The 24,656-nt window shown below is 61.6% G+C and carries 25 protein-coding genes and 1 tRNA gene; 12 read left to right on the top strand and 14 right to left on the bottom strand.

Going from position 1 to position 24,656, the window contains the following annotated elements:
• Nucleotides 1–13 precede the first annotated feature (13 nt).
• The 7 genes from MPZ60_RS04310 (at nucleotide 14) to pth (ending at nucleotide 5,899) form a co-directional block, all read left to right on the top strand.
• The gene (locus MPZ60_RS04310; RefSeq protein WP_034357604.1) at nucleotides 14–1,801 is read left to right on the top strand and encodes a tetratricopeptide repeat protein; all 1,788 of its coding nucleotides are present in this window, start codon (nucleotides 14–16) and stop codon (nucleotides 1,799–1,801) included.
• On the top strand, nucleotides 1,798–2,319 hold the full coding sequence (locus tag MPZ60_RS04305; protein ID WP_034357603.1) for an outer membrane lipoprotein LolB: 522 nt from the start codon (nucleotides 1,798–1,800) through the stop codon (nucleotides 2,317–2,319). The genes MPZ60_RS04310 and MPZ60_RS04305 overlap by 4 nt, the downstream gene beginning before the upstream one ends.
• Nucleotides 2,320–2,376: 57 nt before the next feature.
• The gene (gene ispE / locus MPZ60_RS04300; protein ID WP_034357601.1) at nucleotides 2,377–3,240 is read left to right on the top strand and encodes a 4-(cytidine 5'-diphospho)-2-C-methyl-D-erythritol kinase; all 864 of its coding nucleotides are present in this window, start codon (nucleotides 2,377–2,379) and stop codon (nucleotides 3,238–3,240) included.
• 30 nt (nucleotides 3,241–3,270) lie between these two features.
• Nucleotides 3,271–3,347 (top strand) — tRNA-Gln (locus tag MPZ60_RS04295).
• A 44-nt stretch (nucleotides 3,348–3,391) separates the two neighbouring features.
• A complete protein-coding gene (locus tag MPZ60_RS04290; protein ID WP_003066035.1) occupies nucleotides 3,392–4,351 on the top strand; it encodes a ribose-phosphate pyrophosphokinase in 960 nt (319 codons plus the stop codon).
• Nucleotides 4,352–4,507: 156 nt separating this feature from the next.
• A complete protein-coding gene (locus tag MPZ60_RS04285) occupies nucleotides 4,508–5,131 on the top strand; it encodes a 50S ribosomal protein L25/general stress protein Ctc (protein WP_003066033.1) in 624 nt (207 codons plus the stop codon).
• A 129-nt stretch (nucleotides 5,132–5,260) separates the two neighbouring features.
• Nucleotides 5,261–5,899, top strand: coding sequence for an aminoacyl-tRNA hydrolase (gene pth, locus MPZ60_RS04280; protein WP_034357598.1), 639 nt, complete (start codon nucleotides 5,261–5,263; stop codon nucleotides 5,897–5,899).
• 80 nt (nucleotides 5,900–5,979) lie between these two features.
• On the opposite strand, the gene MPZ60_RS04275 is transcribed toward pth, so the two are convergent.
• A complete protein-coding gene (locus MPZ60_RS04275; protein WP_034357596.1) occupies nucleotides 5,980–6,240 on the bottom strand; it encodes a YfhL family 4Fe-4S dicluster ferredoxin in 261 nt (86 codons plus the stop codon).
• A 175-nt stretch (nucleotides 6,241–6,415) separates the two neighbouring features.
• Here MPZ60_RS04275 and MPZ60_RS04270 point away from each other — a divergent pair, with 175 nt between their 5' ends.
• The 5 genes from MPZ60_RS04270 to MPZ60_RS04250 all read left to right on the top strand — a co-directional run bounded on the left by MPZ60_RS04270 (nucleotide 6,416) and on the right by MPZ60_RS04250 (nucleotide 11,801).
• Complete coding sequence (locus MPZ60_RS04270; protein WP_034357594.1) at nucleotides 6,416–7,378, top strand: ABC transporter permease; 963 nt, start codon at nucleotides 6,416–6,418, stop codon at nucleotides 7,376–7,378.
• A complete protein-coding gene (locus MPZ60_RS04265; RefSeq protein ID WP_034357592.1) occupies nucleotides 7,375–8,280 on the top strand; it encodes an ABC transporter permease in 906 nt (301 codons plus the stop codon). Before MPZ60_RS04270 ends, MPZ60_RS04265 begins: the two co-directional genes overlap by 4 nt.
• Before the next feature lie 6 nt (nucleotides 8,281–8,286).
• The gene (locus MPZ60_RS04260; protein WP_034357590.1) at nucleotides 8,287–9,315 is read left to right on the top strand and encodes an ABC transporter ATP-binding protein; all 1,029 of its coding nucleotides are present in this window, start codon (nucleotides 8,287–8,289) and stop codon (nucleotides 9,313–9,315) included.
• Nucleotides 9,312–10,142, top strand: coding sequence for an ATP-binding cassette domain-containing protein (locus MPZ60_RS04255; protein ID WP_034357588.1), 831 nt, complete (start codon nucleotides 9,312–9,314; stop codon nucleotides 10,140–10,142). The genes MPZ60_RS04260 and MPZ60_RS04255 overlap by 4 nt, the downstream gene beginning before the upstream one ends.
• Nucleotides 10,143–10,313: 171 nt before the next feature.
• Nucleotides 10,314–11,801: an ABC transporter substrate-binding protein gene (locus MPZ60_RS04250; RefSeq protein ID WP_034357586.1), complete on the top strand. Its 1,488-nt coding sequence runs from the start codon at nucleotides 10,314–10,316 to the stop codon at nucleotides 11,799–11,801.
• A gap of 165 nt (nucleotides 11,802–11,966) precedes the next feature.
• Here the strand turns inward: MPZ60_RS04250 and MPZ60_RS04245 are convergent, their stop codons facing one another.
• The 13 genes from MPZ60_RS04245 to ubiE all read right to left on the bottom strand — a co-directional run bounded on the left by MPZ60_RS04245 (nucleotide 11,967) and on the right by ubiE (nucleotide 24,631).
• The gene (locus MPZ60_RS04245; protein ID WP_034357584.1) at nucleotides 11,967–12,614 is read right to left on the bottom strand and encodes a LysE family translocator; all 648 of its coding nucleotides are present in this window, start codon (nucleotides 12,612–12,614) and stop codon (nucleotides 11,967–11,969) included.
• 78 nt (nucleotides 12,615–12,692) lie between these two features.
• Nucleotides 12,693–13,583, bottom strand: a complete 891-nt coding sequence (locus MPZ60_RS04240) for a DMT family transporter (protein WP_003066016.1) — start codon at nucleotides 13,581–13,583, stop codon at nucleotides 12,693–12,695.
• A gap of 195 nt (nucleotides 13,584–13,778) precedes the next feature.
• Nucleotides 13,779–14,501 (bottom strand): GTP cyclohydrolase I, encoded by a 723-nt coding sequence (gene folE, locus MPZ60_RS04235; protein WP_003073932.1) that lies wholly within the window; start codon nucleotides 14,499–14,501, stop codon nucleotides 13,779–13,781.
• A gap of 205 nt (nucleotides 14,502–14,706) precedes the next feature.
• A complete protein-coding gene (locus tag MPZ60_RS04230; RefSeq protein WP_003066010.1) occupies nucleotides 14,707–15,471 on the bottom strand; it encodes an endonuclease/exonuclease/phosphatase family protein in 765 nt (254 codons plus the stop codon).
• Between the two features lie 14 nt (nucleotides 15,472–15,485).
• The gene (gene nudB / locus MPZ60_RS04225; RefSeq protein ID WP_034357582.1) at nucleotides 15,486–15,989 is read right to left on the bottom strand and encodes a dihydroneopterin triphosphate diphosphatase; all 504 of its coding nucleotides are present in this window, start codon (nucleotides 15,987–15,989) and stop codon (nucleotides 15,486–15,488) included.
• Between the two features lie 243 nt (nucleotides 15,990–16,232).
• On the bottom strand, nucleotides 16,233–18,038 hold the full coding sequence (aspS, locus tag MPZ60_RS04220) for an aspartate--tRNA ligase (RefSeq protein ID WP_034357580.1): 1,806 nt from the start codon (nucleotides 18,036–18,038) through the stop codon (nucleotides 16,233–16,235).
• Nucleotides 18,039–18,056: 18 nt separating this feature from the next.
• Entirely contained in the window at nucleotides 18,057–18,701 is a 645-nt protein-coding gene (locus MPZ60_RS04215; RefSeq protein WP_003058473.1) for a DUF502 domain-containing protein, read from the bottom strand.
• A 14-nt stretch (nucleotides 18,702–18,715) separates the two neighbouring features.
• Nucleotides 18,716–18,991 (bottom strand): FmdB family zinc ribbon protein, encoded by a 276-nt coding sequence (locus tag MPZ60_RS04210; RefSeq protein ID WP_012837126.1) that lies wholly within the window; start codon nucleotides 18,989–18,991, stop codon nucleotides 18,716–18,718.
• Between the two features lie 101 nt (nucleotides 18,992–19,092).
• A complete protein-coding gene (locus tag MPZ60_RS04205) occupies nucleotides 19,093–20,544 on the bottom strand; it encodes a sodium:solute symporter family protein (protein WP_034357577.1) in 1,452 nt (483 codons plus the stop codon).
• A gap of 35 nt (nucleotides 20,545–20,579) precedes the next feature.
• On the bottom strand, nucleotides 20,580–22,148 hold the full coding sequence (gene ubiB, locus MPZ60_RS04200; protein WP_034357575.1) for a ubiquinone biosynthesis regulatory protein kinase UbiB: 1,569 nt from the start codon (nucleotides 22,146–22,148) through the stop codon (nucleotides 20,580–20,582).
• Nucleotides 22,145–22,756, bottom strand: a complete 612-nt coding sequence (locus MPZ60_RS04195; RefSeq protein ID WP_003065999.1) for a hypothetical protein — start codon at nucleotides 22,754–22,756, stop codon at nucleotides 22,145–22,147. Before MPZ60_RS04195 ends, ubiB begins: the two co-directional genes overlap by 4 nt.
• 90 nt (nucleotides 22,757–22,846) lie before the next feature.
• Nucleotides 22,847–23,848, bottom strand: coding sequence for a Tim44 domain-containing protein (locus tag MPZ60_RS04190; protein ID WP_034357573.1), 1,002 nt, complete (start codon nucleotides 23,846–23,848; stop codon nucleotides 22,847–22,849).
• Between the two features lie 51 nt (nucleotides 23,849–23,899).
• A complete protein-coding gene (gene ubiE / locus MPZ60_RS04185; protein WP_003065997.1) occupies nucleotides 23,900–24,631 on the bottom strand; it encodes a bifunctional demethylmenaquinone methyltransferase/2-methoxy-6-polyprenyl-1,4-benzoquinol methylase UbiE in 732 nt (243 codons plus the stop codon).
• Nucleotides 24,632–24,656: the final 25 nt, after the last annotated feature.

Genomic DNA, 24,656 nt, shown 5'->3' with positions numbered 1-24,656 from the left:
TTATTATGAGCCGATGGTTCATCCTCTACGTTTTCAGGGACTCGCCGTGGCCGCCGTTCTGGCCATGGGATCGGCAATCGCATCCGCCCAGACCGCTGACCCGCCATCCCAGCAGGACAAGATCGAGCAAAGCACCGATCTAGAGCAGGCCGCGGAGCGTGAGAATGAGCAAGCGGCCCTCTCTGCCGAGCTGTTCTACGAAATCCTGGTGGGAGAGATGGCCGCTCAGGAAGGCGCCCTGACGGACGCCCAAGCCCTGATGATGGAGGCCGCGCGCAGCAGCAACAACGAAAAGCTCTATCGCCGCGCCACCGAACTTGCCATTCAGTCCCGCTCGGGCGACCGCGCACTGCGCAATGCCCGCGCCTGGCTGGAGGCCTACCCCGAATCACGCGATGCCAACCGCGCAGTGCTGCGCATTCTGGTGGTGATGAACCGCATTGCAGACTCGGCCAGCTATCTGCGTCGAGAGGTCGAGCTGACCCCTCAAGCCAATCGCAGCGCCACTTTTCTGGCCATCACCCAGCTCTACAACAATGCCTCGGACAAGCCTCTGGCCGCCGATGTGGTCGAGCAAGCGCTGGAAATCGATTTAAAGGACCCGAAGAACGGCCCCATGGCCTGGGCCGCCATAGGCCATATGCGCCTGATCGCCGGTCAAAAGCCTGCCGCCCTGCAGGCGCTGCAGAACGGCGCCAAGCTGGGTCCTGAATCGGGTGCCGTCGCCTTGCTGGCCATGGAACTGCTGGAATCGGGTTCCGCCGAAGTGGAGCCGCTGGTCAAGCGCTATCTTGAAAAGAATCATTCGCCACAACTGCGCCTGACCTATGCCCGCGTGCTGCTGGGACAAAAACGCAACGCCGATGCCAAGACCCAGTTGCAGCTCATAACGCGCGAGGCGCCCGAATTTCCGGAAGCCTGGGTCATGCTCGCCAATTTGCAATTGCAGGATGGCGAGCTGGATGCTGCCGACGTTTCCCTGACACAGTTCAGCGCTCTGCTGCCCAAGCTGCCTGAGGGTGTGGGTCGCGCTGCTGGCGAATCCCAGCTCTATCTGCTCAGGGCCGAGCTGGCCGAGAAGCGCCAACGCTACGACGAAGCCGACATCTATCTGCAGCGCATTCCCGATGCCGCCAACCTGCTCAGCGTGCAGGCCCGGCGCGCCGATCTGCTGGCTCGCCAGGGCAAGGTGAAGGAAGCTCGTGCCCTGATCCAGGCCATTCCGGCAAACGGCCCCAACCAGAAGCGCCTCAAGCAGATTGCCGAGGTTCAGCTGCTGCGCGATGCAGGCCTGAACAAGGAAGCCTATGCGCTGCAAGCTCAGCTGCTGAGCCAGGCACCCGATGATGTGGAGCTGGCCTACGACACCGCCTTGCTCGCGGAAAGAGCCGGAAATTTCAGCGAGATGGAGCGCCTGCTGCGCGACATCATCAAGCGCAAACCCGATTTCAAGCATGCGTACAACGCACTGGGATATTCCTACGCTGATCGCGGCATCAAGCTTGAAGAAGCGCAGACCTTGATCCAGACCGCTCTGGACATGCAGCCCGGCGATCCATTCATCACCGACAGTCTGGCCTGGGTGCATTTCCGCCGCGGCAATCTGGACGAAGCCGAAAAACTGCTGGAGCAGGCCTATGCCACGCGTCAGGATGCGGAAATTGCCGCCCACCTGGGGGAAGTTCTATGGGCCCAGGGCAAGCAAGACCGCGCCCAACTCATCTGGCGCCAGGGCATGAAGGCAGACAGCAGCAATGACACTCTGCTGGAAACACTCAAACGCCACAAAGTGACGCCATGAAGCGCAGGCCGACTTTCTTGAAAATTCTTCCAGCCCTCGGGCTGGCCCTGGGAGCGGCCATGCTCGGCGGCTGCGCCCAACCGGCACGGCAGCTGCAGCTCGATGTGACGGCCAGTCACCACTGGTCCGGCCGCATGGCACTACAGGTCCAGGATGCCCAGCAGCAATCCTTCAGCGCCGGTTTTGAGCTGCAAGGCCAGCCCGAGAGCGGCACCTTGCTGGTCTTCAACCCGCTGGGATCCATCATGGCCCGCCTGCAATGGACGCGTGCCGGAGCCACCTTGCAGCAGGGCGATCAGATCACCCAGTCAGACTCCCTGCCTGAACTCATCACCCGCATGACAGGCAGCGAGATTCCCGTCACCGCGCTGTTCGACTGGCTGCAAGGCAAGAACACGGCTGTGACCGGCTGGCAGACAGATCTTTCGCGCATCAGCGATGGCCGCCTGCGTGCCGACCGCATCAGCCCGCCACCCGAGGCCTCCTTGCGCATCGTTCTCGATCAGGACGCTCGCTGACTGGCCGGCAACCCGGTGCTATCGTTGCACCGTTTTTCTTACTGACACATACACGCCATGCACTCGCTCTATGACGTGCCGGCCCCGGCCAAGCTCAACCTTTTTTTGCACATTACCGGCCGCAAGCCTGACGGCTATCACCTGCTGGAATCCGTCTTCATGCTCATCGACTGGCATGATGTGCTGCATATCGAGCGCACGGTCAGCAGCCAGATCAGCCGTGAAGACCTCAATGGCGTTGACCTGCCTGCCGATGATCTGATCACACGCGCGGCCCGCGCCCTGCAGCAAGCCACAGGCTGCACGCAAGGCGTGCGCATAGGGGTTGAAAAGCACCTGCCCGCCCAGGCCGGCATGGGGGGCGGCTCATCCGATGCGGCCAGCACGCTGATGGCGCTGAACCGCCTCTGGAATCTGAACCTATCGCGCCAGGAACTGCAAAGCATAGGCTTGAAGCTCGGCGCCGATGTTCCCTTTTTCCTCTGCGGTCACTCGGCCTGGGTCAGCGGCATCGGCGAAATCATCACCCCGCTGACAGGCCGCAATGCCTTGCCGGAGCAGCAGTTCCTGGTGGTCAAACCCGAACAGGGCCTGGAAACTGGCAAGATTTTTTCCAGTGATCTCCTGAAACGCGACACAAAGCCTGCTATAGTTGCGGACTTCGCTGCAAATCACTTCGACTTTGGCCGAAACGACCTGCAGCCGGTCGCTGAAGGTTTGCAGCCCGAGGTGATGAAAGTCAGAAGCTGGCTCGAATCACTCAAATTGCATGCTAGAATGACGGGCTCTGGAAGTGCGGTATTTGCACCGATAGCGCAAAACATTGATTTGAGCTGTGCTCCTGGCACATGGCAGATCAAGGTTTGCAGAAATCTGGAAAAACACCCACTTAATAGCTGGATTCCAGAGAACAAGTTATAAGGCTGTTTGTCTTCGACAAAAGGCCTGTGTAGGGGAGTCGCCAAGTTGGTTAAGGCACCGGATTTTGATTCCGGCATGCGAAGGTTCGAATCCTTCTTCCCCTGCCAAACATCTTCTTGCGTCATAGCAACCCACAGCACTGGGACGCACAATGCATTCACATCACTCTGATTTCATGGTCTTTACAGGCAATGCCAATGCTGGCATGGCCGAAGAGATTGTTAAGCACCTCGGCACCTCTCTTGGTGCTGCTGACGTTGGCCGTTTCTCCGATGGAGAAGTCGCGGTCGAGATCAAGCAGAACGTTCGCGCCCGCGACGTTTTCGTGGTTCAGTCCACCTGCGCTCCGACCAACGACAACCTGATGGAGTTGCTGGTCATGGTCGATGCCCTCAAGCGTGCATCGGCCGAGCGCATCTGCGCCGTGATCCCTTATTTCGGCTACGCCCGTCAGGACCGCCGCCCCCGCTCCAGCCGCGTGCCCATCACCGCCAAGGTGGTGGCCAACATGCTGCAGGCAGTTGGCGTCGAGCGCGTCCTGACCATGGATCTGCACGCCGACCAGATTCAGGGCTTTTTCGACATCCCCGTGGACAACATCTACGCCACCCCTGTGCTGCTGGGTGACCTGCGTCAGAAGAACTACGAAGACCTGATCGTGGTCTCCCCCGACGTTGGCGGTGTGGTGCGTGCTCGCGCCCTGGCCAAGGAACTGGGTTGCGATCTGGCCATCATCGACAAGCGTCGCCCCAAGGCGAACGTGTCCGAAGTCATGCACGTGATCGGCGATATCGACGGCCGCAACTGCGTGATCATGGACGACATGATCGACACCGCCGGCACGCTGGTGAAGGCCGCCGAAGTGCTCAAGCAGCGCGGCGCCAAGAACGTGTACGCCTACTGCTCGCACCCCATCTTCTCGGGCCCGGCCCTGGAACGCATCGGCAACGGCAGCGCTCTGGACGAAGTGGTTGTGACCAACACCATTCCTCTGAGCCCCGCAGCCCAGCAGTGCGGCAAGATTCGCCAGCTGTCTGTGGCCGGCCTGTTTGCCGAGACAATTCACCGCATTTCCACAGGTGATTCGGTGAGCAGTCTGTTTACCGCTTAAAATCTCTGGTTTTTCGGCTTCGAGCCCAAGCAAACCTCCTTCGGGAGGTTTGAGCGTTTCGAGGCCACCGCAAGAATCCACGGCCTTGCTGCAAGGTGCAGATTCTTTTATCAATCGGGCGAGACTGGTCGCGGTCCGTCCATCTAGGAGTTAGTTATGCAATTCGTCGCTACTGAGCGCGCCAAGCAAGGTACGGGTGCGAGCCGCCGTCTGCGTCTGTCGGGCAAGACCCCCGGTATCGTCTACGGTGCTGGTGAAGCCCAACTGATCGAAATCGATCACAACGCCCTGTGGCACGCTGTGCACAAGGAAGCTTTCCACTCCAGCATCCTGGACATGGAAATCAACGGTCAAGTGACCAAGGTCGTGCTGCGCGACGTGCAGTTCCACCCCTACAAGAAGCTGGTGCAACACATCGACTTCCAGCGCGTGGACGGCAACACCAAGCTGCACATGAACGTGCCCCTGCACTTCGAAGGCGCTGCTGAATCCCCCGCCGTGAAGGTCGAGAACTGCACCGTGACTCCTCTGATGCACGAACTGCAAGTGATCTGCGAACCCGCAAACCTGCCCGAGTTCATCAAGGTGGACCTGAGCGCCCTGACTTCCAAGTCCGTGCTGGGCCTGCAAGCTCTGAAGCTGCCCAATGGCGTGAAGGCTGTGGTGCGTGGCGCCAACAAGAACCCTTCGCTGATCTCGATCAAGCTGCCCGAAGTGGCTCCTGCCGAAGGCGCCGCACCTGCTCCCGCAGCTGCTCCCGCCAAGAAGGGCAAGAAGTAATTCTTGTGACTTCGGTACGGCGCCTGCCGCTGTACTCCAAGAAAAGGCCCACCTCGGTGGGCTTTTTCTTTGGCCCATGCACAACAGCCCCTGCCCGCCCAGCGTTGCTGGCAAGAAGATAATCGAGCAATGATCAAACTGTTTGTCGGCCTCGGCAATCCTGGCCCTGAATATGAAGACACCCGGCACAATGCCGGCTTCTGGTGGATTGATGCGCTGGCGCGCGAACTCAAGGTCAACCTGGTTCCAGAGCGCAGCTACTGGGGATTGATGGCACGCACCAGCATCCATGGCCAGAGCATCTGGCTGCTGGAGCCGCAGACCTTCATGAATCTCTCGGGCAAGTCGGTCGGCACACTGGCCCGCTTCTTCAAGATTCAGCCCGAGGAAATCCTGGTCGTGCATGACGAGCTGGACTTCGAGCCCGGCGTGGTCAAGCTCAAGCTCGGCGGCAGCCATGGCGGCCACAACGGCTTGCGAGATATCCATGCCCAGCTCGGCTCGCCCAATTACTGGCGTCTGCGCGTGGGGATCGGTCACCCCGGCCACAAGGGCGAGGTCGCCAACTGGGTGCTCAAAAAGCCGGCCCCCGACCAGCTCAAGCTGATCGAAGACGCCATCGCACATTCGCTCAAGGCCTGGCCCGATATGGTGGCCGGCCAGATGGACAAGGCGACTCTCGCGATTCACACCACCAAGGCACCCCGCCCCAAACCGCCCCGCAAGCCTGCGCCCGATGCCGCCCAGCCCGCAGCTGGCGAGGCCTGAACCCGAGACAGAATGAAAAATAGCTCCTGAATAAGGAGCTATTTGCGCTTGATATACAAGTAATTCAGGCTAAAAAAGCCTTAATTTTCTTTCTTGGCCTGCGTAAGCTGCTCATATTTTTTGAACAGAACCTCACGGCTTTCGATGTACTCCGGATTCACCGGTATGCAGGCCACGGGGCAGATCTGCACGCACTGGGGCTCGTCAAAGTGGCCCACGCACTCGGTGCACTTGTGCGGATCGATTTCGTAGAACTCCTCACCCATATAGATGGCATCGTTGGGACACTCGGGCTCGCACACATCACAGTTGATGCATTCATCGGTAATCATCAATGCCATGTGCCAGCTCCTGTGCAGTTCTCGGTATCGGCCCACATTATCCCAAGCTCCCCAAGACATGGCAGCGCCCGGGACAAAGCCGCCCCCTCTCGGACGCGGCACAATTGCCGCTATGCTGCGCAGCACGCAAACACCGCGTCTGAGCCCACTTCACGATGAAACAACGCCCCACGCCATGAGCATCTTCTTGCTCAAACGCCTGCTTACGCTGGTCGCCACATTGATCGGTGCCTCCATCGTGGTTTTTGCCGTGCTGGAAGTCCTGCCCGGCGATGCAGCCCAGATGCTCATGGGCCCCGATGCCGAGCCCGAGGCCGTGACGGCCATGGTTCAGCAGCTGGGCCTGGACCAGCCCGCGCTGACACGCTACTGGCAGTGGATAGCCGGCTTGCTGCACGGCGACATGGGCGAGAGCTATGTCTATGGCTCGCCCGTGACCGAGCTGGTCTGGGAACGCCTTGCGGTCACCGTGCCGCTGGCCATCATGGCCATGTGCATCACCGCCGTGCTGGCCATTGCTGCGGGAGTGTTTGCGGCCGCCAACCACAAACGCTGGGGCGATGTGGGCCTCATGGGCCTGGCCCAGATCGGCATTGCCATCCCCAACTTCTGGTTTGCGATTCTTTTGATCCTGCTGTTCTCGGTGAAGCTGCAATGGTTCTCGGCCGGCGGCTTTCCGGGCTGGAGCGAGGAGGCCGGCGGCGGCTTCTGGCCTGCGCTGCAGGCACTGCTGCTGCCGGCCGTTGCGCTGGCCGTGGTGCAGGCTGCCATCCTGGCGCGCATCACCCGCTCTGCGGTACTGGAGGTGCTGCGCGAGGACTTTGTGCGCACGGCCCGCGCCAAGGGGCTGTCACGCGGCGCGGCGCTCTGGCGTCATGTGCTGCGCAACGCCATGATTCCCGTCGTCACCGTCATGGGCCTGCAGTTCGCCAATCTGCTGGCAGGCACCATCGTGGTGGAGAACGTGTTCTATCTGCCGGGCCTGGGCCGACTGATCTTTCAATCCATTTCCAACCGAGATGTGATCGTGGTGCGCAACTGCGTGCTGCTGCTGGCCGCCATGGTGGTGGTGGTGAATTTTGTCGTCGACGTGCTTTATGCCGCCATCGACCCCCGCATCAAGGCCAGCGATATATGAGCAGGCAGACCGATACCCGCGCCAGCGTGAGCGACTACCCGACACGCGCCTTCACGCACACACAGCCCCAAAGCTTTGGCCGACGCGCCTTGCAGCACCGCAGCTTTGTGCTCGGCGCCCTGCTCACGACCTTGCTGGTTGCCGCCGCGCTGCTGTCTTTTGCCTGGACCCCCGGCTCAGCCTATGAAGTGGATATGGACGCAGCCCTGCAGGCCAGCAGCAGCCGGCACTGGCTGGGCACCGATGCCTTCGGGCGCGATATTGCCTCGCAGATTCTGGTCGGTGCACGTGCATCGATTGCCGTGGGCCTGATCGCCGTGGGCATAGGTCTGACGCTGGGCGTGGTGCTGGGCCTGGTCGCCGCTGCACGCCGTGGCTGGGTGGAGGAAATCATCATGCGGCTGGCGGACTTCACCTTCGCCTTTCCAGCCCTGCTCTCGGCCATCATGCTCACGGCCGTGTTTGGAGCCGGCATGGTCAATGCCATCATTGCCATCGGCATCTTCAACATCCCCACCTTTGCGCGCATCACCCGCGCCTCGGCCAACGCCATCTGGGCGCGCGACTACGTGCTGGCCGCGCGCGCCTGCGGCAAAAGCCGCAGTGCCATCACTTTGCAGCATGTGCTGCCCAATATTGCTGCCGTGCTGGTCGTGCAGGCCACCATTCAGTTTGCGCTGGCCATTCTGGCCGAGGCCGCCCTATCCTATCTGGGCCTGGGCACGCAGCCGCCCCAGCCATCCTGGGGACGCATGCTCAGCGAAGCCCAGACCCTGATGTTCCAGGCGCCGCTGCTGGCCGTCTGGCCCGGCCTGGCAATCGCCTTGTCGGTGCTGGGTCTGAACCTGCTGGGCGACGGTCTGCGCGACCTGCTGGACCCTCGACTGACACGCGAGCGTTGAATCACCATGGCTTTGCTTGAAGTCTCCAACCTCACCATCAATCTGCAGACCCATCGCGGCCGGGCCCAGGCCGTGCGCGATGTGAGCTTTACGCTGGAGCGCGGTGCCACGCTGGGCCTGATCGGCGAATCGGGCTGCGGAAAATCGCTGACGGCATTGGCGCTGATGGGCCTGCTGCCCGAGCACGCGCAAGTGGACGGCAGCATCCAGCTGGACGGCCAGGAACTGCTGTGCCTGAGCGAGCGCCAGCTCTGCGCCCTGCGTGGCAACCGCATGGCCATGGTGTTTCAGGAACCCATGAGCGCCCTCAACCCGGTGCACAGCATCGGCCGCCAGGTGGCAGAGCCGCTGCGGCTTCATCTGGGAATGAGCCGCGCCCAGGCTCGCGCCCGCGCCACCGAGCTGCTGGAGAGGGTGGGCATCGCGCAGGCTGCGCAGCGGCTCGATGAATATCCGCACCAGTTCTCCGGCGGCCAGCGCCAGCGCATCATGATTGCCATGGCTCTGGCCTGCGGTCCCGACCTGCTGGTGGCCGACGAGCCCACCACAGCCCTGGATGTGACGGTTCAGCAGCGCATTCTGGATCTGCTGCAGGAGCTGGTGGCCGAGCATTCCATGGCGCTGGTACTCATCAGCCATGACCTGGGCGTGATTGCCCAGAATGCGGAGCAGCTGCTGGTCATGTATGGCGGCACCGTGGTCGAATCCGGCATGACGGAAGCGGTGTTCGCCAGGCGCGCCCACCCCTATACGCGCGGCCTGTTTGCTGCACGCCCGCAACTCCACGCCGCAGAAGGTACAGTCCGTCTGCCCACCATTGCCGGAGCCGTGCCAGAGCTCGTGGACCTGCCCGCAGGCTGCCCGTTTGCGGGCCGCTGCGCCCATACTCAGGACGAGTGCTATGTGGAGCGCCCCCAGCCTCGCACGCTGCACCAGCCCAGCATGGCGGCACCGGCCTCTCTCGCTTCCTGGCGCCAGCCCCATGTGGCACGCTGCCTGTATGAACAGGTGCTGACGGCAGGAGCAAGGACATGAACGAGCCAGCCGAAACCTCTGAAGCTGGAACCAGCAGCGCAATCTTGCTGAGGGTTAGCGGCCTGAAACGCGCATATTCGCGCCCCCGCACATCGCTGTGGCGCAAGCCCGAGCCGCTGCAGGCGCTGCGCGGCGTGAGCTTCGAGCTGCAGGGCGGACAAAGCCTGGGCGTGGTCGGCGAATCGGGCTCCGGCAAGTCCACGCTGGCACGTCTGGTCATGGCTCTGGACCGCCCCAGCGAAGGCAGGGTGGAACTGCTGGGCCGCAATCTGCACCTGCTGTCCGAACAGGAACTGCGCGCCGCGCGGCGCGACTTCCAGATGGTGTTTCAGGACCCCTATGGGTCGCTGGACCCGCGCATGACAGTGGAAGCCATCGTCAGCGAGCCTTTGGGAACGACTCATGAGAAGCTCAGTCGCCCTGCCAGGCGCCAGCAGGTGCTGAGCGTGCTTGACCAGGTCGGTCTGCGCGCGCAGGACGCCGACAAATATCCGCACGAGTTCTCCGGCGGCCAACGCCAGCGTATCGCCATTGCCCGCGCTCTGATAACCCGCCCCCGCCTGATCGTGGCCGACGAGCCGGTCAGCGCGCTCGATGTCTCGGTGCAGGCCCAGGTGCTCAATCTCATGCAGGACCTGCAGCGCGAGCTGGGCCTGTCCTATCTGTTCATCAGCCATGACCTGGCCGTGGTCCAGCATGTCTGCGATCAGGTCATCGTGCTCCACCAGGGTGAAGTGGTGGAGCGCGGCACTCCGCGCAAGCTGTTCTCCGCCCCCGAGCACCCCTATACCCAGGCCTTGGTCAAGGCCGCACCGCGAGTCATCTGAACCGGGCCGGCAAACAGTTGTTCACACTCGCAGCAGCGATATGCCTGCGACCACTGCAAAGACTGCTCCGACTGGTGTAAAAACGCATATGAAACAAGTCCGCTCCCCGCGATGACTTGCAGCGCTTTTGATGGCCCCATGCGGCCAGCCCCCCCATCGGAGACTTTGTTGATGCTCAATCGCCGCTCCTTGCTGGCCAGCTCGGCTGCCAGCTTGCCCTTGTTCGCTGCCTGGCCTGCCATGGCCCAGGCCAAGAAAGACAGTGTCACGCTGGCCATGACGCTGGAGCCGCCAGGACTGGACCCCACGGCCGGGGCTGCCTCCTCGATTGCCGAAGTCGTGCTCTACAACGTGTTTGAGACGCTGACCAAGATCAACTCCGACGGCAGCGTCTCGCCTCTGCTGGCCGAAAGCTGGGAAGTCTCGTCCGATCTCAAGACCTATACCTTTCGCCTGCGCAAGGATGTGAAGTTCCAGAACGGAGAGCCCTTCAACGCTGCTGCCGTCAAGTTCTCGTTCGACCGCGCGGCCGCCGACAAAAGCACCAACAAGGACAAGCGCACCTTTGCCAATCTGAGCACCAAGGTCGCCGACGAGCATACGGTGGTGCTGACCAACCAGGAAATCGATCCCGACTTTCTGTTCATGATGGGTCAGGCAACCTCCATCGTTGTCGAACCCAAGAGCGTCACCACCAACGCCAGCAAGCCCGTGGGCACCGGCCCCTACAAGCTGGCGGCCTGGGCCAAGGGCGCATCGGTCACGCTGACCGCCTGGCCCGGCTATCGCTCGGCACAGAGCATTCGCATAAAGCGCGCCGTGTTCCGCTTCATCCCCGACCCTGCAGCACAGGTTGCAGCCCTGCTGGCCGGCGATGTCGATGCCTTCCCGCGCGTCTCGCCACGCAGCGTGCCCCAGTTCAAAGCCAACGCCCGCTTTCAGGTGGTGGTGAGCAACTCGCGCGCCAAGACCATTCTGGCCATCAACAATGCGCGAAAACCGCTCAGCGATATCCGCGTGCGCCGTGCCATTGCCGCCGCCATCGATCGCAAGGCCGTGATTGCCGGTGCCGCCGATGGCTATGGCGTGCCCATCGGCAGCTACTATGTGCCCACGGCCTTTGGCTATGTGGACACCACAGGTGTAAACCCCTTTGATCTGGAAAAAGCCAAGGCTTTGATGGCTGAAGCTGGCGTCAAGACCCCCCTGACGCTGACCATGACGCTGCCGCCCGCGCCCTATGCGCGCCAAGGCGGCGAGCTGATTGCAGCCCAGTTGGCCAAGATAGGAATCCAGCTCAAGCTGCAGAATGTGGAATGGGCACAGTGGCTGTCGGGCACCTACACCAACAAGAACTACGACCTGACCATCATTTCGCATGTGGAGCCGTTTGATCTGGGCAACTTTGCCAAGCCCGATTACTACTGGGGCTACCAATCCCAGGAATTCAACGAGCTTTTCGACAAGATCAAGCACACACCGCGCCCCGCCGACCGCGCACGCCTGCTTGGCGATGCCCAGCGCCTGCTGGCGCATGATTCGGTGCACGGCTTTCTCTACACCCCGCAGTGGGTGACCGTGGCGAACAAGAAGCTGCGCGGGCTGTGGAAGGACATGCCGGTGTTTGTGAATGACTTGTCTGCTCTATCCTGGGGATAAGAACGACAAGCCCCCTTGAGGCGCCATGCGCCTTCCCCCTGGCCGGGCGCCCCTCTCTCTACATGGGAGGGGGCGACAGCCTCGCTGCGGGGCGTTGCAGCCGGCACAGGCCCTTCCTCGCTGTCCTGGCCTTTTGAGTCGCGCCAGTTTTAAGAGTGTTTGCCTCTAGCGTTGCACCATCACAAGACGAAGTGCGAGCGCACCGAAAACGGTCGCAGCGATGCGGTTCAGCCAGCGCTGGGCGCGCACGGAGCGCTGCAGGATCTGGCCAAAGAGCCCCGAGAAACAGGCGATAGAGCCAAAGACCAGCCAAGCTGCTGCCATGAAGACGCTGCCCAGCACCATGACCTGCACTGGCACGCTGCCGCGAGCGGGGTCGGCAAACTGAGGCAAAAAGGCCAGAAAGAAGATCAGCACCTTGGGGTTGGTCAGGTTCATGACCACGCCTCTGCCCACCCAGCCCATGGCGGAGCGCAGAGTCAGCACATCGCGCTGCTCCTGCGCCCTGGCACTTTCTTCGACGCTGACCGGCGCATGCCATGCGCCCCAGGCCAGATAGGCCAGATAGGCGGCGCCGCAGAGCTTGAGCGCCGTGAACAGCATGGGCGATGTGGCCACCACGGCCGCCAGCCCCAGCGCCACGGCGGCCGTATGTCCGACAATGCCCAGACACAGGCCCAGCACCACGCACAGCCCCACGCGCCAGCCGCGCTGTGCCGATTGCACCAGCACAAACAGGTTGTCGGGGCCGGGGCTCAGGCCCAGCAGCAAGGCCACGCCAAAGAATGTGATCAGGACTTCCCAGGTCGGCATTTTCAGCTCTCTTCAAAAACAATAGCTATTTGCGATTCATCGACAAGGGCTACAGGCCTTTTCGACAAACGACTCACTTCAACCCAGCCCCAGTGCCGTCACGCCCAGGGCAATCATCACGGCCCCGGCAATGCGCAAGGCCCGGTCGCCCTCGCCCAGCAACCTGCCGCCGATCAGGGCTGCGAACAACATGGACACCTCGCGCGCCGGAGCGACATGGGAGATGGGCGCGCTTTGCACGGCATAGAGCACCAGCACATAGGCAATGGGGCTGAAGAAAGCCACCACGGCCGCATAGCGCCACTGCAGACGCCACAGGCGCTTGGTCTCGGGCCAGTCCCGGGCGGCCAGCGGCGCCAGAATCACCAGCCGGATCAGATTGCCCATATAGTCCACCAGAATCGGCGACATCAGCAGCATCTTGACGGCATAGCTGTCCACCACGGTGTAGCTGGCAATGAACAAGCCCGTCAGCAGGCCGTAGTAGAGGCCCGCCAGCACACGCTGACGCGCCTCCAGGTCCTGTCCGTCGCGAATGGCCACGATCATGCGCGGACCGCCCGCGATCAGGAACACGCCCAGCACCACGCCCGCAATGCCGGCAGCCCCCAGCGTTGAAATCTGTTCCCCCAAAAACATCACCGCAACCAGCGATGAGATCAGTGGCCCGCTGCCGCGCGCCAGCGGATAGACCACGGTGAGATCGGCCACGCGGTAGCCGCGCAGCAGCACCACGAAATAAGCCACATGCAGCACGGCACTGGCGGTGACGAAGGCCCACTCCATCCAGCCCCAGCCCGGCACCACATCCTTGCCCAGCCACCAGCCCAGCGGCAGCCAGATAACGGCATTGCAAATGGCGGTGTAGAGCGAAAAACGGGCATCTCCGCCCGCCTTCTTGGCCACGATATTCCAGCCCGAATGAATCAGGCCGGCCAGAATGATGAGAGTGAACGCTTGCAGGGACATGAGAGCCGGAAATGCAAAAGGCCGCGCGATGCGCAGCCTTTTGAAAGGAAAAATTCAGTGCTTCATCTGGCCGAACATGGCCAGTGCGTGATGAAACTGGCGCAGCACATGTGAGAGACGCCAAGCAAGGGCCGCCCCGCAGCGAAGGCGTCGTCCCCCCTCGGGGGAAGGCGCGAAGCGCCACAGGGGGATCATTTACTTGCGGGCTGCTATGAGCGAGAGGAATTCGCGGCGCAGTTCGGAGTTGGTGAGGAAAGCGCCGCGCATGACGGAATTCAGCATCTTGGAATCCATCTCGCGCACGCCGCGCCAGGACATGCAGAAATGCGAGGCTTCCATGACCACGGCCAGCCCGTCGGGTCGGGTCTTGTCCATGATCAGGTCGGCCAGCTGGATGATGGCCTCTTCCTGAATCTGCGGGCGACCCATGATCCAGTCCACCAGACGCGCGTACTTGGACAGACCGATCACATTGGTGTTCTTGTTGGGCAGCACGCCGATCCAGATCTTGCCGATCACGGGACACAGGTGGTGGCTGCAGGCGCTGCGCACGGTGATCGGGCCGACGATCATCAGCTCGTTCAAGTGTTCGGCGTTGGGGAATTCGGTGATGGCCGGCTGATGCACATAACGGCCGCGGAACACCTCATTCACATACATCTTGGCCACACGGCGGGCCGTGGCGCGCGTGTTGTGGTCGTGCACGGTGTCGATGACCATGGAGTCGAGCACGCCCTGCATCTTCTCCTGCACCTCGTCCAGCAGCTTCTCCAGCTCGCCGGGCTCGATGAATTCGGCAATGTTGTCGTTGGCGTGGAAACGTTTTTTAGCTGCCTGCAGCCGCTCGCGGATCTTGACCGAAACGGGTGTTCCTTCGGCTGAGTTGTCTTTTTTCATGTCGGCGAGATCTCTGAACATCCAAGAATGGTACCAGTGAATCAACTTCCCGAAGCCACAAAGGATTTGCCGTCCAGATGCATGTTTACAAGGCATTGGAAGCTATGGTTTCAGGAGCAATCTCAAAATAAGCATGCACCCGACCAGAGACAGCGAGCAAGCGCCGCCGCGCGGCGAGGCTGTCGCGCCCACCCGAGCAGCGGGCGCGGGGCCGGGCTCAGGGCCGCTACAGCTTGAACTCTGCGATCAGCGGCAGATGATCCGACATGCGCCACCAGATGCGCCCCTTGGGCACCTGCAGCCCCAGCGGGGTCAGGCCGCGCACATAGATATGGTCGAGCTGCGCAATCGGCAGCCGCGAAGGATAGGTCAGAATGCCCTGCGTTTCCTCGTACTCGAACAGGCCGAAGCCCGCCAGCATGCGCTTGATCTGGTTGCCCCAGTCATTGAAGTCGCCCGCCACCACCAGCGGTGCATTGGGCGGCACCTCGCGCTCGATGAAACGCTGCAGCAACGCGATCTGGCGAATGCGGCTGCCCGGAATCAGACCCAGGTGCACGACGATGGAATGCACGCGCTTGCCGTGGATGTCCAGCTCCACATGCAGCAGGCCGCGCTGCTCGAAGCGATGGTCCGAGATGTCCTCGTGCTGGTAGCCGATCACCGGCCAGCGGCTGAGCAGCGCATTGCCGTGCTCGCCGTCCCGGGTATAGGCATTGGTCAGATAGACGGACTCGTAGCCTTCGGGAGCCAGATACTCGGCCTGAGGCACATTGGGCCAGCGGTCGAAATACTGCTCCTCCTTGCGGTTCATCTTGCGAACCTCCTGAAGGCAGACGATGTCCGCATCGAGCTGCTCCACCGCGAGTCCCAGATTGTGAATCTCCAGCCTCCTGGCAGGGCCCAGGCCCTGCACACCCTTGTGAATGTTGTAGGTGGCCACGCGCAGGATCTGCGGCTCTGGCGGCGTAAACAACTGAACTTCAGACATAGGCACTGTGGGTTTCAAGGCTGTTGCCTGCAGCGGCGCTCGACCAGCGCCGGCTCGAAGCGCGGCAACAGCAAAATAGCTTCTGCGTTGGAAGAAGAAAAGCAGCGCTGGGCTGCCTCACGCCAATCATGCCAATCATGTGCGGTGTGCTCCCTGGGATTCAAGTGCACGCTCATGTGAGGTGGCACACGGAGGCCGAAGACACGCTCCTGGTTATGGCTGACGCCCGGCGCGTAACGATGCAGCCATTGCGGATAGATGGCGTAGACGTTCTCGAGTTTCCAGTCGGTCAGGCAACAGTCCGGCGCCAGCGCATTAATGCCGGTTTCCTCGAACACCTCGCGCACGGCGGTTTCATGCCAATCCTCGTCCAGGCTGTCCTTGCTGCCCGTGACGGATTGCCAGAAAGGCTCGCCCTCGGGCGCATCGATGCTTCGGCGCAGCAGCAACACCTGCCCGTCTTCGCGGTAGATCACGACCAGCACGGACTGCGGAATCTTGTAGGGCCTGACTTCCATCGCAGCATATTAGCGCGGCCAGCATGACAGCAGGCTGAGTCGCCCTGCTGCTTGATAGCCATCAATATTCATAGCTTCAACCGCTTTCCAATCATTGAATTCAGACTGAAAACCATCTGAGTCTCAAGATTGACAGGCGCAAGCAGCTCCCGATTTCAAAGCAACAAAAAAGCGCCAGCCGCTTTCGCGAACTGGCGCCCGGGTGTGAACAGCGACCGGCGCTGTTCACGGGGAGCTTGGCAATCAAGCCTCGGTGGTGACCACCATGGGGTTGCGCAGCTTGATGTGCAGCTCGCGCAGCTGCTTCTCGTCCACGGGCGAGGGAGCCTGGGTCAGCAGATCCTGGGCGCGCTGTGTCTTGGGGAAGGCAATCACGTCGCGGATGGAGTCGGAGCCGGTCATCAGCGTGATCAGACGATCCAGGCCGAAGGCCAGACCGCCGTGGGGGGGCGCACCGTACTGCAGCGCGTCCAGCAGATAGCCGAACTTGGCACGTTGCTGCTCGGGCGTGATGTTCAGGGCTTCGAACACCTTGGCCTGCACGTCGGCACGGTGGATACGCACCGAGCCACCGCCCAGTTCCCAGCCGTTCAGAACCATGTCGTAGGCCTTGGCAATGCACTTGCCTGGATCGGTGTCCATCAGGTCTTCGTGACCATCCTTGGGCGAGGTGAAGGGGTGGTGCACGGCCACCCAGCGGCCGGATTCCTCGTCATGTTCGAACATGGGGAAGTCCACCACCCACAGAGGCGCCCACTTGTCTTCGAACAGGCCGCTCTTCTTGCCGAATTCGCTGTGGCCGACCTTCAGGCGCAGGGCGCCGATGGAGTCGTTGACGATCTTTTCCTTGTCGGCGCCAAAGAACAGCAGGTCGCCATCCTGTGCACCGGTGCGCTTGACGATTTCGGCCAGCGCTGCATCGTGCAGGTTCTTGACGATGGGCGACTGCAGGCCTTCACGGCCCTTGGCCACTTCGTTGACCTTGATCCAGGCCAGGCCCTTGGCACCGTAGATCTTGACGAACTCGGTGTAGCCGTCGATCTCGCCACGCGAGATGGCAGCGCCGCCGGGCACGCGCAGGGCCACGACACGGCCGCCCTTGGTGGTGGCGGGGGTGGAGAAGACCTTGAAGTCCACATCGCCCATGATGTCGGTCAGCTCGGTGAACTCCAGCTTGACGCGCAGGTCGGGCTTGTCCGAACCGAAGCGGAAGGCCGCGTCCTGGTAGGTCATGATGGGGAACTCGCCCAGATCCACGTTCAACTGGGTCTGGAACACTTCCTTGATCATGCGCTGGAAGATGGCGCGGATTTCCTCTTCGTTCAGGAAAGAGGTTTCGCAGTCGATCTGCGTGAATTCGGGCTGACGATCAGCGCGCAGGTCTTCGTCGCGGAAGCACTTGGTGATCTGGTAGTAGCGGTCGAAGCCCGAGACCATCAGCATCTGCTTGTACAGCTGGGGCGACTGGGGCAGCGCGAAGAATTCGCCGTCATGCACACGCGAGGGCACCAGGTAGTCACGGGCGCCCTCAGGCGTGGACTTGCCCAGCATGGGGGTCTCGATGTCGATGAAGCCTTCCTTGTCGAGGAAGTTGCGCACCTGGATGGCGGTCTTGTAACGCAGCATCATATTGCGCTGCATCACGGGACGACGCAGATCCATCACGCGATTCGTGAGGCGCACGGTTTCCGACAGATTGTCATCGTCCAGCTGGAAAGGAGGCGTGACGGAAGCGTTGAGCACGTTCAGTTCATGGCACAGCACTTCGATCTGACCGCTCTTGAGCTTGTCGTTGGTGGTGCCGGCGGGACGCGCACGCACCACGCCCTTGACCTGCACGCAGAACTCGTTGCGCACGTCTTCGGCCACCTTGAACATCTCGGCGCGGTCGGGGTCGCAGACCACCTGCACATAGCCTTCACGGTCGCGCAGGTCGATGAAGATCACGCCACCATGGTCACGGCGGCGATTCACCCAGCCGCACAGGGTCACGGTTTCGCCCATTTGGGCTTCGGTCACCAGACCGCAGTATTGAGAACGCATTGCCATGAAAATTCTTCCTGCACCTTAGGGGTGCGACAAGGTTGTTTGTTTGGATTCTTCGATCAGAGCGAGGTCTGGCGGAGCCACCACGCCCATCGAAACAATGTATTTGAGCGCCGCATCCACGCTCATTTCCAGCTCGATGCACTCGCTCTTGCGCACCAGCACGAAGTAACCCCCTGTGGGGTTGGGCGTGGTGGGCACGAAGACGCTCACATATTCATCGCGCAGCAAAGCCGCCACTTCACCGCTGGGCTGGCCTGTGACGAAAGCCACGGTCCATACGCCCTCGCGTGGCCACTGCACCAGCACTGCCGTGCGAAAAGCGTTGCCGCTGTCGGAGAACACGGTGTCCGAGACCTGCTTGACGCTGGAATAGATCGAGCGCACCACGGGAATGCGACGCACCAGCGCATCACCCCAGCCCACCAGCTTGCGGCCGATGAAATTGCTGGCAATGCCGCCCACGAGCAGCAGAATCAGCAAGGTCAGAATAACGCCAAAGCCCGGAATATGCATGCCCAGCAATCTGTCGGGCTGCCAGGCCTCGGGAAGAATGGCCAGCGTCTGATCAAGCGTTCCGATGATCCAGTTGAGCACGCCCAGCGTGATCACCAGGGGAACGATGACCAGCAAACCGGCAATCAGCCACTTGCGCAATGCAGACATAGTGTGGGTAAGCCTCAGGAATTGGCGGGCGCAGGGGCAGGGGCAGCTGCTGCAGGTGCAGCGGCACTGTCACTGGATGAAGAGGTGCTTGCAGCCGGCTTGCTGCCGCTGTTCTTGAAGTCCGTGGCATACCAGCCAGAACCCTTGAGCTGAAAGCCCGGAGCGGTGAGCTGCTTGGAAAAGGCCTCGGCCCCGCAAGCTGGGCACACGGTCAGCGGCGCGTCCGAGATTTTCTGCAGCACATCCTTGGCGTGACCGCAGGAGCCACACTTGTATGCATAGATAGGCATAGCGCTAAAAACGGAGAAAGTGCAAAAACCCTCAATTATAGGCGCCGCCCCTGGTTTTGCTGCGCTGCGCAAGCAAGCCCCGGTGCAGCCGGTTTGCTCTCTCAAGCCTTGATCTCGGCCAAGGACTCGATTTCACGGTGATGGTTGCTGATCCACTGGGGCAGCAGCGAGCCTGCAAGCATGCCGGCAACCGCAGCCAAAAGACCAGCCAGCTGCTGTGGAAAAGCCTGGTTGAGCGCGGGCGTGACCATAAAGACCAGCCACACACCTATGCCCAGCGCCACGGCACTGATGGCACCCTGGGTGGTGGCTCGCTTCCAGTACAGGCCGAACACCAGCGGCACGAAGGCCCCCACCAGCGGCACCTGATAGGCGCTGGCGACCAGCTCATAGATGGGCGTGCCCTCCATGGCTATCGAATAGGCCAGTACACAGGCCGCAAACACCAGCACGCTGATGCGCATGGTCCTGAGGTTTTCCTTGTCCGTGGTGTAGGGACGGAACTGGCGCCAGATGTTCTCGGTAAAGGTCACGCTGGGAGCCAGCAAGGTGGCCGACGCGCAGGACTTGATGGCCGAGAGCAGCGCGCCGAAGAACAGCACCTGCATGGCAAACGGCATCTTGTCCATCACCAGGGTGGGCAGCACCTTCTGCGGATCATCGGCCAGCAGGGCCGTGGCTTCGGCGGGCATGATGATGAGCGCACTGGCCACCAGGAACATGGGTACGAAGGCAAAGATCACATAGCAGGCACCGCCGATGATGGTGCCGCGCACGGCCGACTTCTCGGTGTCTGCCGACATCACGCGCTGGAAGATGTCCTGCTGCGGAATCGAGCCCAGCATCATGGTCACGGCAGCGCCGATGAAGAAAACGATTTCATGCAGCGAGGGCTCGGGCAGAAACTTGAACAGATCCCGGCTGGTGGCCAGATCGACCACCTTGCCCGCGCCGCCCGCCATGTCACCGGCAAAAAAGGCCAGTATCAGCAGGCCGGCGACCAGGATGATCATCTGCACGAAATCCGTCACGGCCACGGACCACATGCCGCCGAACAGGGTGTAGACCAGCACCGAGAGCACGCCTATCGTCATGCCCATGGGAATGCTGACGACACCGCCCGAGAGCAGGTTGAATACCAGGCCCAGCGCCGTGACCTGGGCCGAAACCCAGCCCAGATAGCTGAGCATGATGATCAGCGAGCAGACCACCTCGATAGCTCGGCCATAGCGCGAGCGGTAGTAGTCGCTGATGGTCAGCAGATTCATGCGGTAGAGCTTGGCCGCAAAAAAGACGCCCACCAGGATCAGGCACATGCCCGCGCCAAACGGATCTTCCACCAGCGCATGCAGACCGCCTTCGATGAACTTGGCTGGCACGCCCAGCACCAGCTCGGACCCGAACCAGGTCGCGAATGTGGTGGTGATGATCATGTAGAGCGGCAGATGACGGCCGGCAATGGCGAAGTCCGCCGTGTTCTTCACGCGTCTGGCGGCCCACAGGCCGATGCCGATGGTCACTAACAGGTAGACGATCACCAATGAGAGCAGCACGCTGGCACTCCTCGAACTCTAAAGAAAGGGAAAGCTCAGAAGCGGATGCGCAGCAGAACCTGCAGCACCACCAGACCGATGACGAAACCGATGCCGCCGCAAAGGATGGCCTGCAGCAAACGGTTTGTCGTTTTCTGCTGCTGCAGCAGCTCCTTGAGCAGGGCTTCGCTGTCATTGCCAGCGCCATGCCTGGACAGATACTGGTGCAGCACACGCGGAATGTCGGGCAGGATCTTGGCGTAACGCGGCGCCTGCGCCTGCAGCTCATGCCATAGGCGCTGCGGCCCCATCTGGTCCAGCATCCATTTCTCGAGGAATGGCTTGGCCGTGCTCCAGAGGTCAAGGTTGGGGTCGAGCTGACGGCCCAGGCCCTCGATATTGAGCAGCGTCTTTTGCAGCAGCACCAGCTGGGGCTGAATCTCGACCTGGAAACGGCGCGAGGTCTGGAACAGGCGCATCAGCACCATGCCCAGCGAGATTTCAGCCAGAGGCCGGTCGAAATAAGGCTCGCAGACGGCGCGGATGGCCGCCTCCAGCTCTTCGACGCGCGTCGTGGCCGGCACCCAGCCGCTTTCCACATGCAAGGCGGCAACACGCTTGTAGTCGCGGCGGAAGAAGGCCAGGAAGTTCTGCGCCAGGTATTCCTTGTCGAACTCGGTCAGCGTGCCGACGATGCCGAAGTCCAGCGAAATATAGCGCCCGAAGGTATCGGGCTCCAGGCTGACCATGATGTTGCCCGGGTGCATGTCGGCATGAAAGAAGCCGTCGCGGAACACCTGGGTAAAGAAGATGGTCACGCCATCGCGCGCCAACTTGGGGATGTCCACGCCGGCTTCGCGCAGGCGCTCGACCTGGCTGATGGGCACGCCCTTCATGCGCTCCATCACCATCACGTCGGTGTGGCAGTAATCCCAGTGGATCTCGGGGATCAGCACCAGATCCAGCCCTTCCATATTGCGGCGCAGTTGCGCGGCATTGGAGGCTTCGCGGATCAGGTCCAGCTCGTCATGCAGATAGTTGTCGAACTCGGCAACTACTTCCTTGGGCTTGAGGCGCTTGCCATCATGGGAGAGCTTTTCCAGCCAGCTCGCCATCATGTGCATCAGCGCCAGATCCTTGTCGATCACGGACTTCATGCCCGGACGCAGCACCTTGACGGCGACGTCGTGCTCGACGCCGGACTTGTCGCGAACCCTGGCAAAGTGCACCTGGGCGATGGACGCGCTGGCCACGGGCTCACGCTCGAAGCTGATGAAGATCTGCTCCAGCGGCTTGCGAAAGGAGCGCTCGATGGTGTCCACCGCGATCTGGGAATCGAACGGCGGCACGCGGTCCTGCAGCTTGGCCAGTTCCTCGGCCACATCGGGCGGCATCAGGTCGCTGCGCGTAGAAAGCACCTGACCGAACTTCACGAAGATGGGTCCCAGCTCTTCCAGCGCTTCGCGCAGGCGCACGCCACGTGGCTTGTCCAGCTTGCGGCCAAAGGTCAGCACGCCGCGCAGGCTGCGCAGGCGCGGATGCGGAATCCCGGAGAGCACCAGCTCATCGAGTCCATAACGAAACACCACCCAGAGGATGGCCCAGCCCCGCAGAAAGCGGCTCATGGCTGTGTGTAATCGGCCCCGGGCATGGCTGCCACGGGTGCCGTGCCGGCAGGATTGGCGACATCGGCAGCAGAGGCAGACTTGCTGCCCATGCGTGCGCCGACGAACTGACGCAGCCCCTGTGCGGCCGTGCGTGCCACCTTGCCAATGGTGTGGGCCGGCACATCGCCAATCAGGCGAGCCAGATCTTCCTCCACATCCCACTTGACGTTATCCACCAGCCAATTGATCTCGGCGGCAAACTGCACATCGCCTTCGATGCGAATGCTGGGCTTGTCGCCACGCAAGGCCGTCTGGGCCAGCGACAGAGGAGAGGTCTCGGTGACTTCCAGCATCAGATCGGGTGCAGCCTCCGCAGGAGCCACGTCGAACAGGCCAGCAGGAGTGACCAGCAAGGCGACCGAATACTGGCGCCATTGCACGCGCGCAATACGCCCCTTCTGGCGCACGAGGCGGTCCATGGCCTCTTTTTCCTGCATCAGCACGTGATTGAGGAAAAGCACCAGACGCTGGTGCATTTCACTCACCAGCCATTCGGGAGCTTGGGGACCGGCCATCACGCGTTCGACGAGACCGCCCAGAAAAGAAAAAGGGGACTGTGTTGCCATAGTCCCCGATTATTCATGAAATTGATTCCCCCCTGTGGCGCTTTGCGCCTTCCCCCCAAGGGGGACGGCACCATCGCTGCGGGGCGGCGCTTATTGCAGCGCCTGCACGCCTGCCACCAGCCAGCCGCTGGTACCACTCTTGGGCTTGGTCATGTTCCAGACTTCACGGAAGGGGCTGGGGCCTGCCGATGCCTCTTCGCGGATCATGCCGGAGAACTCGACGCTGGCCATATAGCCATTGCCCAGATCTTCGATGCCCAGCAGTTGCGCATCGATCATCAACACGTCGGTGTGGTTGGGTTCACCGGCACGCTGGCTCTCGCGCTCGGACAGCTGGCTGCGGATTTCCGCGAGCATCTCGTCGGTCATCATGGAGCGCAGAGTGGTGATGTCGGACCTGTCCCAGGCCGACTGCAGTGTCACGAAGTTGCGCTTGGCTGCCGTGAGAAAACCTTCGGCATCGAAGTCTGCAGGCACGCCCCAGTTCTGCGAACCCGACAGGGCAGAGCCGATCATGGAGCCGCCAGCTGCAGCTGCGGCTTCGGGAATATGGTTCTGTTCCCAAGGACGAGCCGACGCGTCATTGCCCACTTTTTCGGGGTTGTACTGGCGTGCCTGAGGTGCATTCACATCACCGCCCAGATTGCCTGCGCCCTGAAAGGCGAATGGACTGCTGGTGCTCTGCACGGCAGGCGCTGCCTTGCGACGGCGCATGATCATGCCGACCACCACCATGATCACCATGGCCAGCAGACCGAACATCAGCAGATTGGCAAAGGCTTCGCCCATGCCCAGCGAGTTGGCCAGCCAGGCCAGGCCCAGGCCTGCGGCCAGGCCGCCCAGCATGGCGCCCCATGGCTTCTTGGGTGCAGCGGCCGGAGCCGCTGCAGGCGGAGCAGCACGGTTTTGCTGCGCCGCACTCTGCTGCGGAGCCTGCTGGGTATTCTGAGCGGGAGCACGAGACGCTTCGCGTTGAGTGACGTTGCCCGACTGTTTGCCGAACGATGAGCCACCGCCCATGCGTTTTGCATCGGCCTGACCATGTGCCACCACCAGCATTGCCACCAAGGCGATTGACCAAAGTTTCTTCATCTCATCTCCCTTCTTATAGAAAGTCGCTACAAATCTGCGCACAGGGCGCACTTAACATTTGATTCCCACATGCAAGGCACAGACGCCTCCTGTCATGTTGTGATAGTCCACATGGCCAAAGCCGCATTGCTGCATCAGGGCCTTGAGCTCCTTCTGGCCTGGGTGCATGCGAATGGACTCAGCCAGATAGCGATAGCTTTCGGCGTCGCCGGCAATCATCTTGCCCATGGTCGGCAAAATCTTGAACGAGTACCAGTCATAGACTTTCTCCAGCGGTTTGGCCACCTTGGAAAACTCCAGCACCAGCAGCTTGCCGCCGGGACGCAGCACGCGGTTCATTTCCTTGAGCGCTGCATCCTTGTGCGTCATATTGCGCAGACCGAAGGCCACGCTGACCAGATCGAAATAGTTGTCGGGGAAAGGCAGCTTTTCAGCATCGCAGACCAGCGTGGGCAGGATCACGCCCTTGTCGGTCAAACGGTCACGCCCCACGCGCAACATGGCTTCATTGATGTCGGTGTGCACCACCTGACCGCTGGCGCCCACCTTCTTGGAAAAAGCCAGGGACAGATCTCCTGTGCCGCCCGCGATATCCAGCGCCTTGTCGCCTTCCTTGAGGTTGGCCACCATCAGCGTGTAAGCCTTCCAGGCGCGGTGCAGACCGCCCGACATCACGTCGTTCATGACGTCGTACTTGGAAGCCACGGAGTCGAACACACCGCGTACGCGCGATGCCTTCTCGCTTTCATCAACAGTCTGGAATCCGAAGTGTGTGGAGCTCATAACAAAGAATGCTAAGCAGGCAGTG

The organism is Comamonas sp. 7D-2 (assembly GCF_022749555.1).
Taxonomy (GTDB): domain Bacteria; phylum Pseudomonadota; class Gammaproteobacteria; order Burkholderiales; family Burkholderiaceae_C; genus Comamonas; species Comamonas thiooxydans.
The sequence above is the reverse complement of the archived record's forward strand: the minus strand, read 5'-3'. Positions and strand labels throughout refer to the sequence as shown.

What these genes read in the sequence shown, in the direction of transcription:
- MPZ60_RS04245 (WP_034357584.1), bottom strand. Translation starts at nt 12,614, where the DNA reads ATGCCGACCTGGGAAGTCCTGATCACATTCTTTGGCGTGGCCTTGCTG.
- MPZ60_RS04270 (WP_034357594.1), top strand. Translation starts at nt 6,416, where the DNA reads ATGAGCATCTTCTTGCTCAAACGCCTGCTTACGCTGGTCGCCACATTG.
- MPZ60_RS04210 (WP_012837126.1), bottom strand. Translation starts at nt 18,991, where the DNA reads ATGCCTATCTATGCATACAAGTGTGGCTCCTGCGGTCACGCCAAGGAT.
- MPZ60_RS04240 (WP_003066016.1), bottom strand. Translation starts at nt 13,583, where the DNA reads ATGTCCCTGCAAGCGTTCACTCTCATCATTCTGGCCGGCCTGATTCAT.
- MPZ60_RS04230 (WP_003066010.1), bottom strand. Translation starts at nt 15,471, where the DNA reads ATGTCTGAAGTTCAGTTGTTTACGCCGCCAGAGCCGCAGATCCTGCGC.
- nudB (WP_034357582.1), bottom strand. Translation starts at nt 15,989, where the DNA reads ATGGAAGTCAGGCCCTACAAGATTCCGCAGTCCGTGCTGGTCGTGATC.
- MPZ60_RS04265 (WP_034357592.1), top strand. Translation starts at nt 7,375, where the DNA reads ATGAGCAGGCAGACCGATACCCGCGCCAGCGTGAGCGACTACCCGACA.
- MPZ60_RS04260 (WP_034357590.1), top strand. Translation starts at nt 8,287, where the DNA reads ATGGCTTTGCTTGAAGTCTCCAACCTCACCATCAATCTGCAGACCCAT.
- MPZ60_RS04290 (WP_003066035.1), top strand. Translation starts at nt 3,392, where the DNA reads ATGCATTCACATCACTCTGATTTCATGGTCTTTACAGGCAATGCCAAT.
- MPZ60_RS04310 (WP_034357604.1), top strand. Translation starts at nt 14, where the DNA reads ATGGTTCATCCTCTACGTTTTCAGGGACTCGCCGTGGCCGCCGTTCTG.
- MPZ60_RS04215 (WP_003058473.1), bottom strand. Translation starts at nt 18,701, where the DNA reads ATGTCTGCATTGCGCAAGTGGCTGATTGCCGGTTTGCTGGTCATCGTT.
- pth (WP_034357598.1), top strand. Translation starts at nt 5,261, where the DNA reads ATGATCAAACTGTTTGTCGGCCTCGGCAATCCTGGCCCTGAATATGAA.
- MPZ60_RS04305 (WP_034357603.1), top strand. Translation starts at nt 1,798, where the DNA reads ATGAAGCGCAGGCCGACTTTCTTGAAAATTCTTCCAGCCCTCGGGCTG.
- MPZ60_RS04285 (WP_003066033.1), top strand. Translation starts at nt 4,508, where the DNA reads ATGCAATTCGTCGCTACTGAGCGCGCCAAGCAAGGTACGGGTGCGAGC.
- ispE (WP_034357601.1), top strand. Translation starts at nt 2,377, where the DNA reads ATGCACTCGCTCTATGACGTGCCGGCCCCGGCCAAGCTCAACCTTTTT.
- MPZ60_RS04195 (WP_003065999.1), bottom strand. Translation starts at nt 22,756, where the DNA reads ATGGCAACACAGTCCCCTTTTTCTTTTCTGGGCGGTCTCGTCGAACGC.
- MPZ60_RS04255 (WP_034357588.1), top strand. Translation starts at nt 9,312, where the DNA reads ATGAACGAGCCAGCCGAAACCTCTGAAGCTGGAACCAGCAGCGCAATC.
- MPZ60_RS04250 (WP_034357586.1), top strand. Translation starts at nt 10,314, where the DNA reads ATGCTCAATCGCCGCTCCTTGCTGGCCAGCTCGGCTGCCAGCTTGCCC.
- aspS (WP_034357580.1), bottom strand. Translation starts at nt 18,038, where the DNA reads ATGGCAATGCGTTCTCAATACTGCGGTCTGGTGACCGAAGCCCAAATG.
- folE (WP_003073932.1), bottom strand. Translation starts at nt 14,501, where the DNA reads ATGTTCAGAGATCTCGCCGACATGAAAAAAGACAACTCAGCCGAAGGA.
- ubiB (WP_034357575.1), bottom strand. Translation starts at nt 22,148, where the DNA reads ATGAGCCGCTTTCTGCGGGGCTGGGCCATCCTCTGGGTGGTGTTTCGT.
- MPZ60_RS04190 (WP_034357573.1), bottom strand. Translation starts at nt 23,848, where the DNA reads ATGAAGAAACTTTGGTCAATCGCCTTGGTGGCAATGCTGGTGGTGGCA.
- ubiE (WP_003065997.1), bottom strand. Translation starts at nt 24,631, where the DNA reads ATGAGCTCCACACACTTCGGATTCCAGACTGTTGATGAAAGCGAGAAG.
- MPZ60_RS04275 (WP_034357596.1), bottom strand. Translation starts at nt 6,240, where the DNA reads ATGGCATTGATGATTACCGATGAATGCATCAACTGTGATGTGTGCGAG.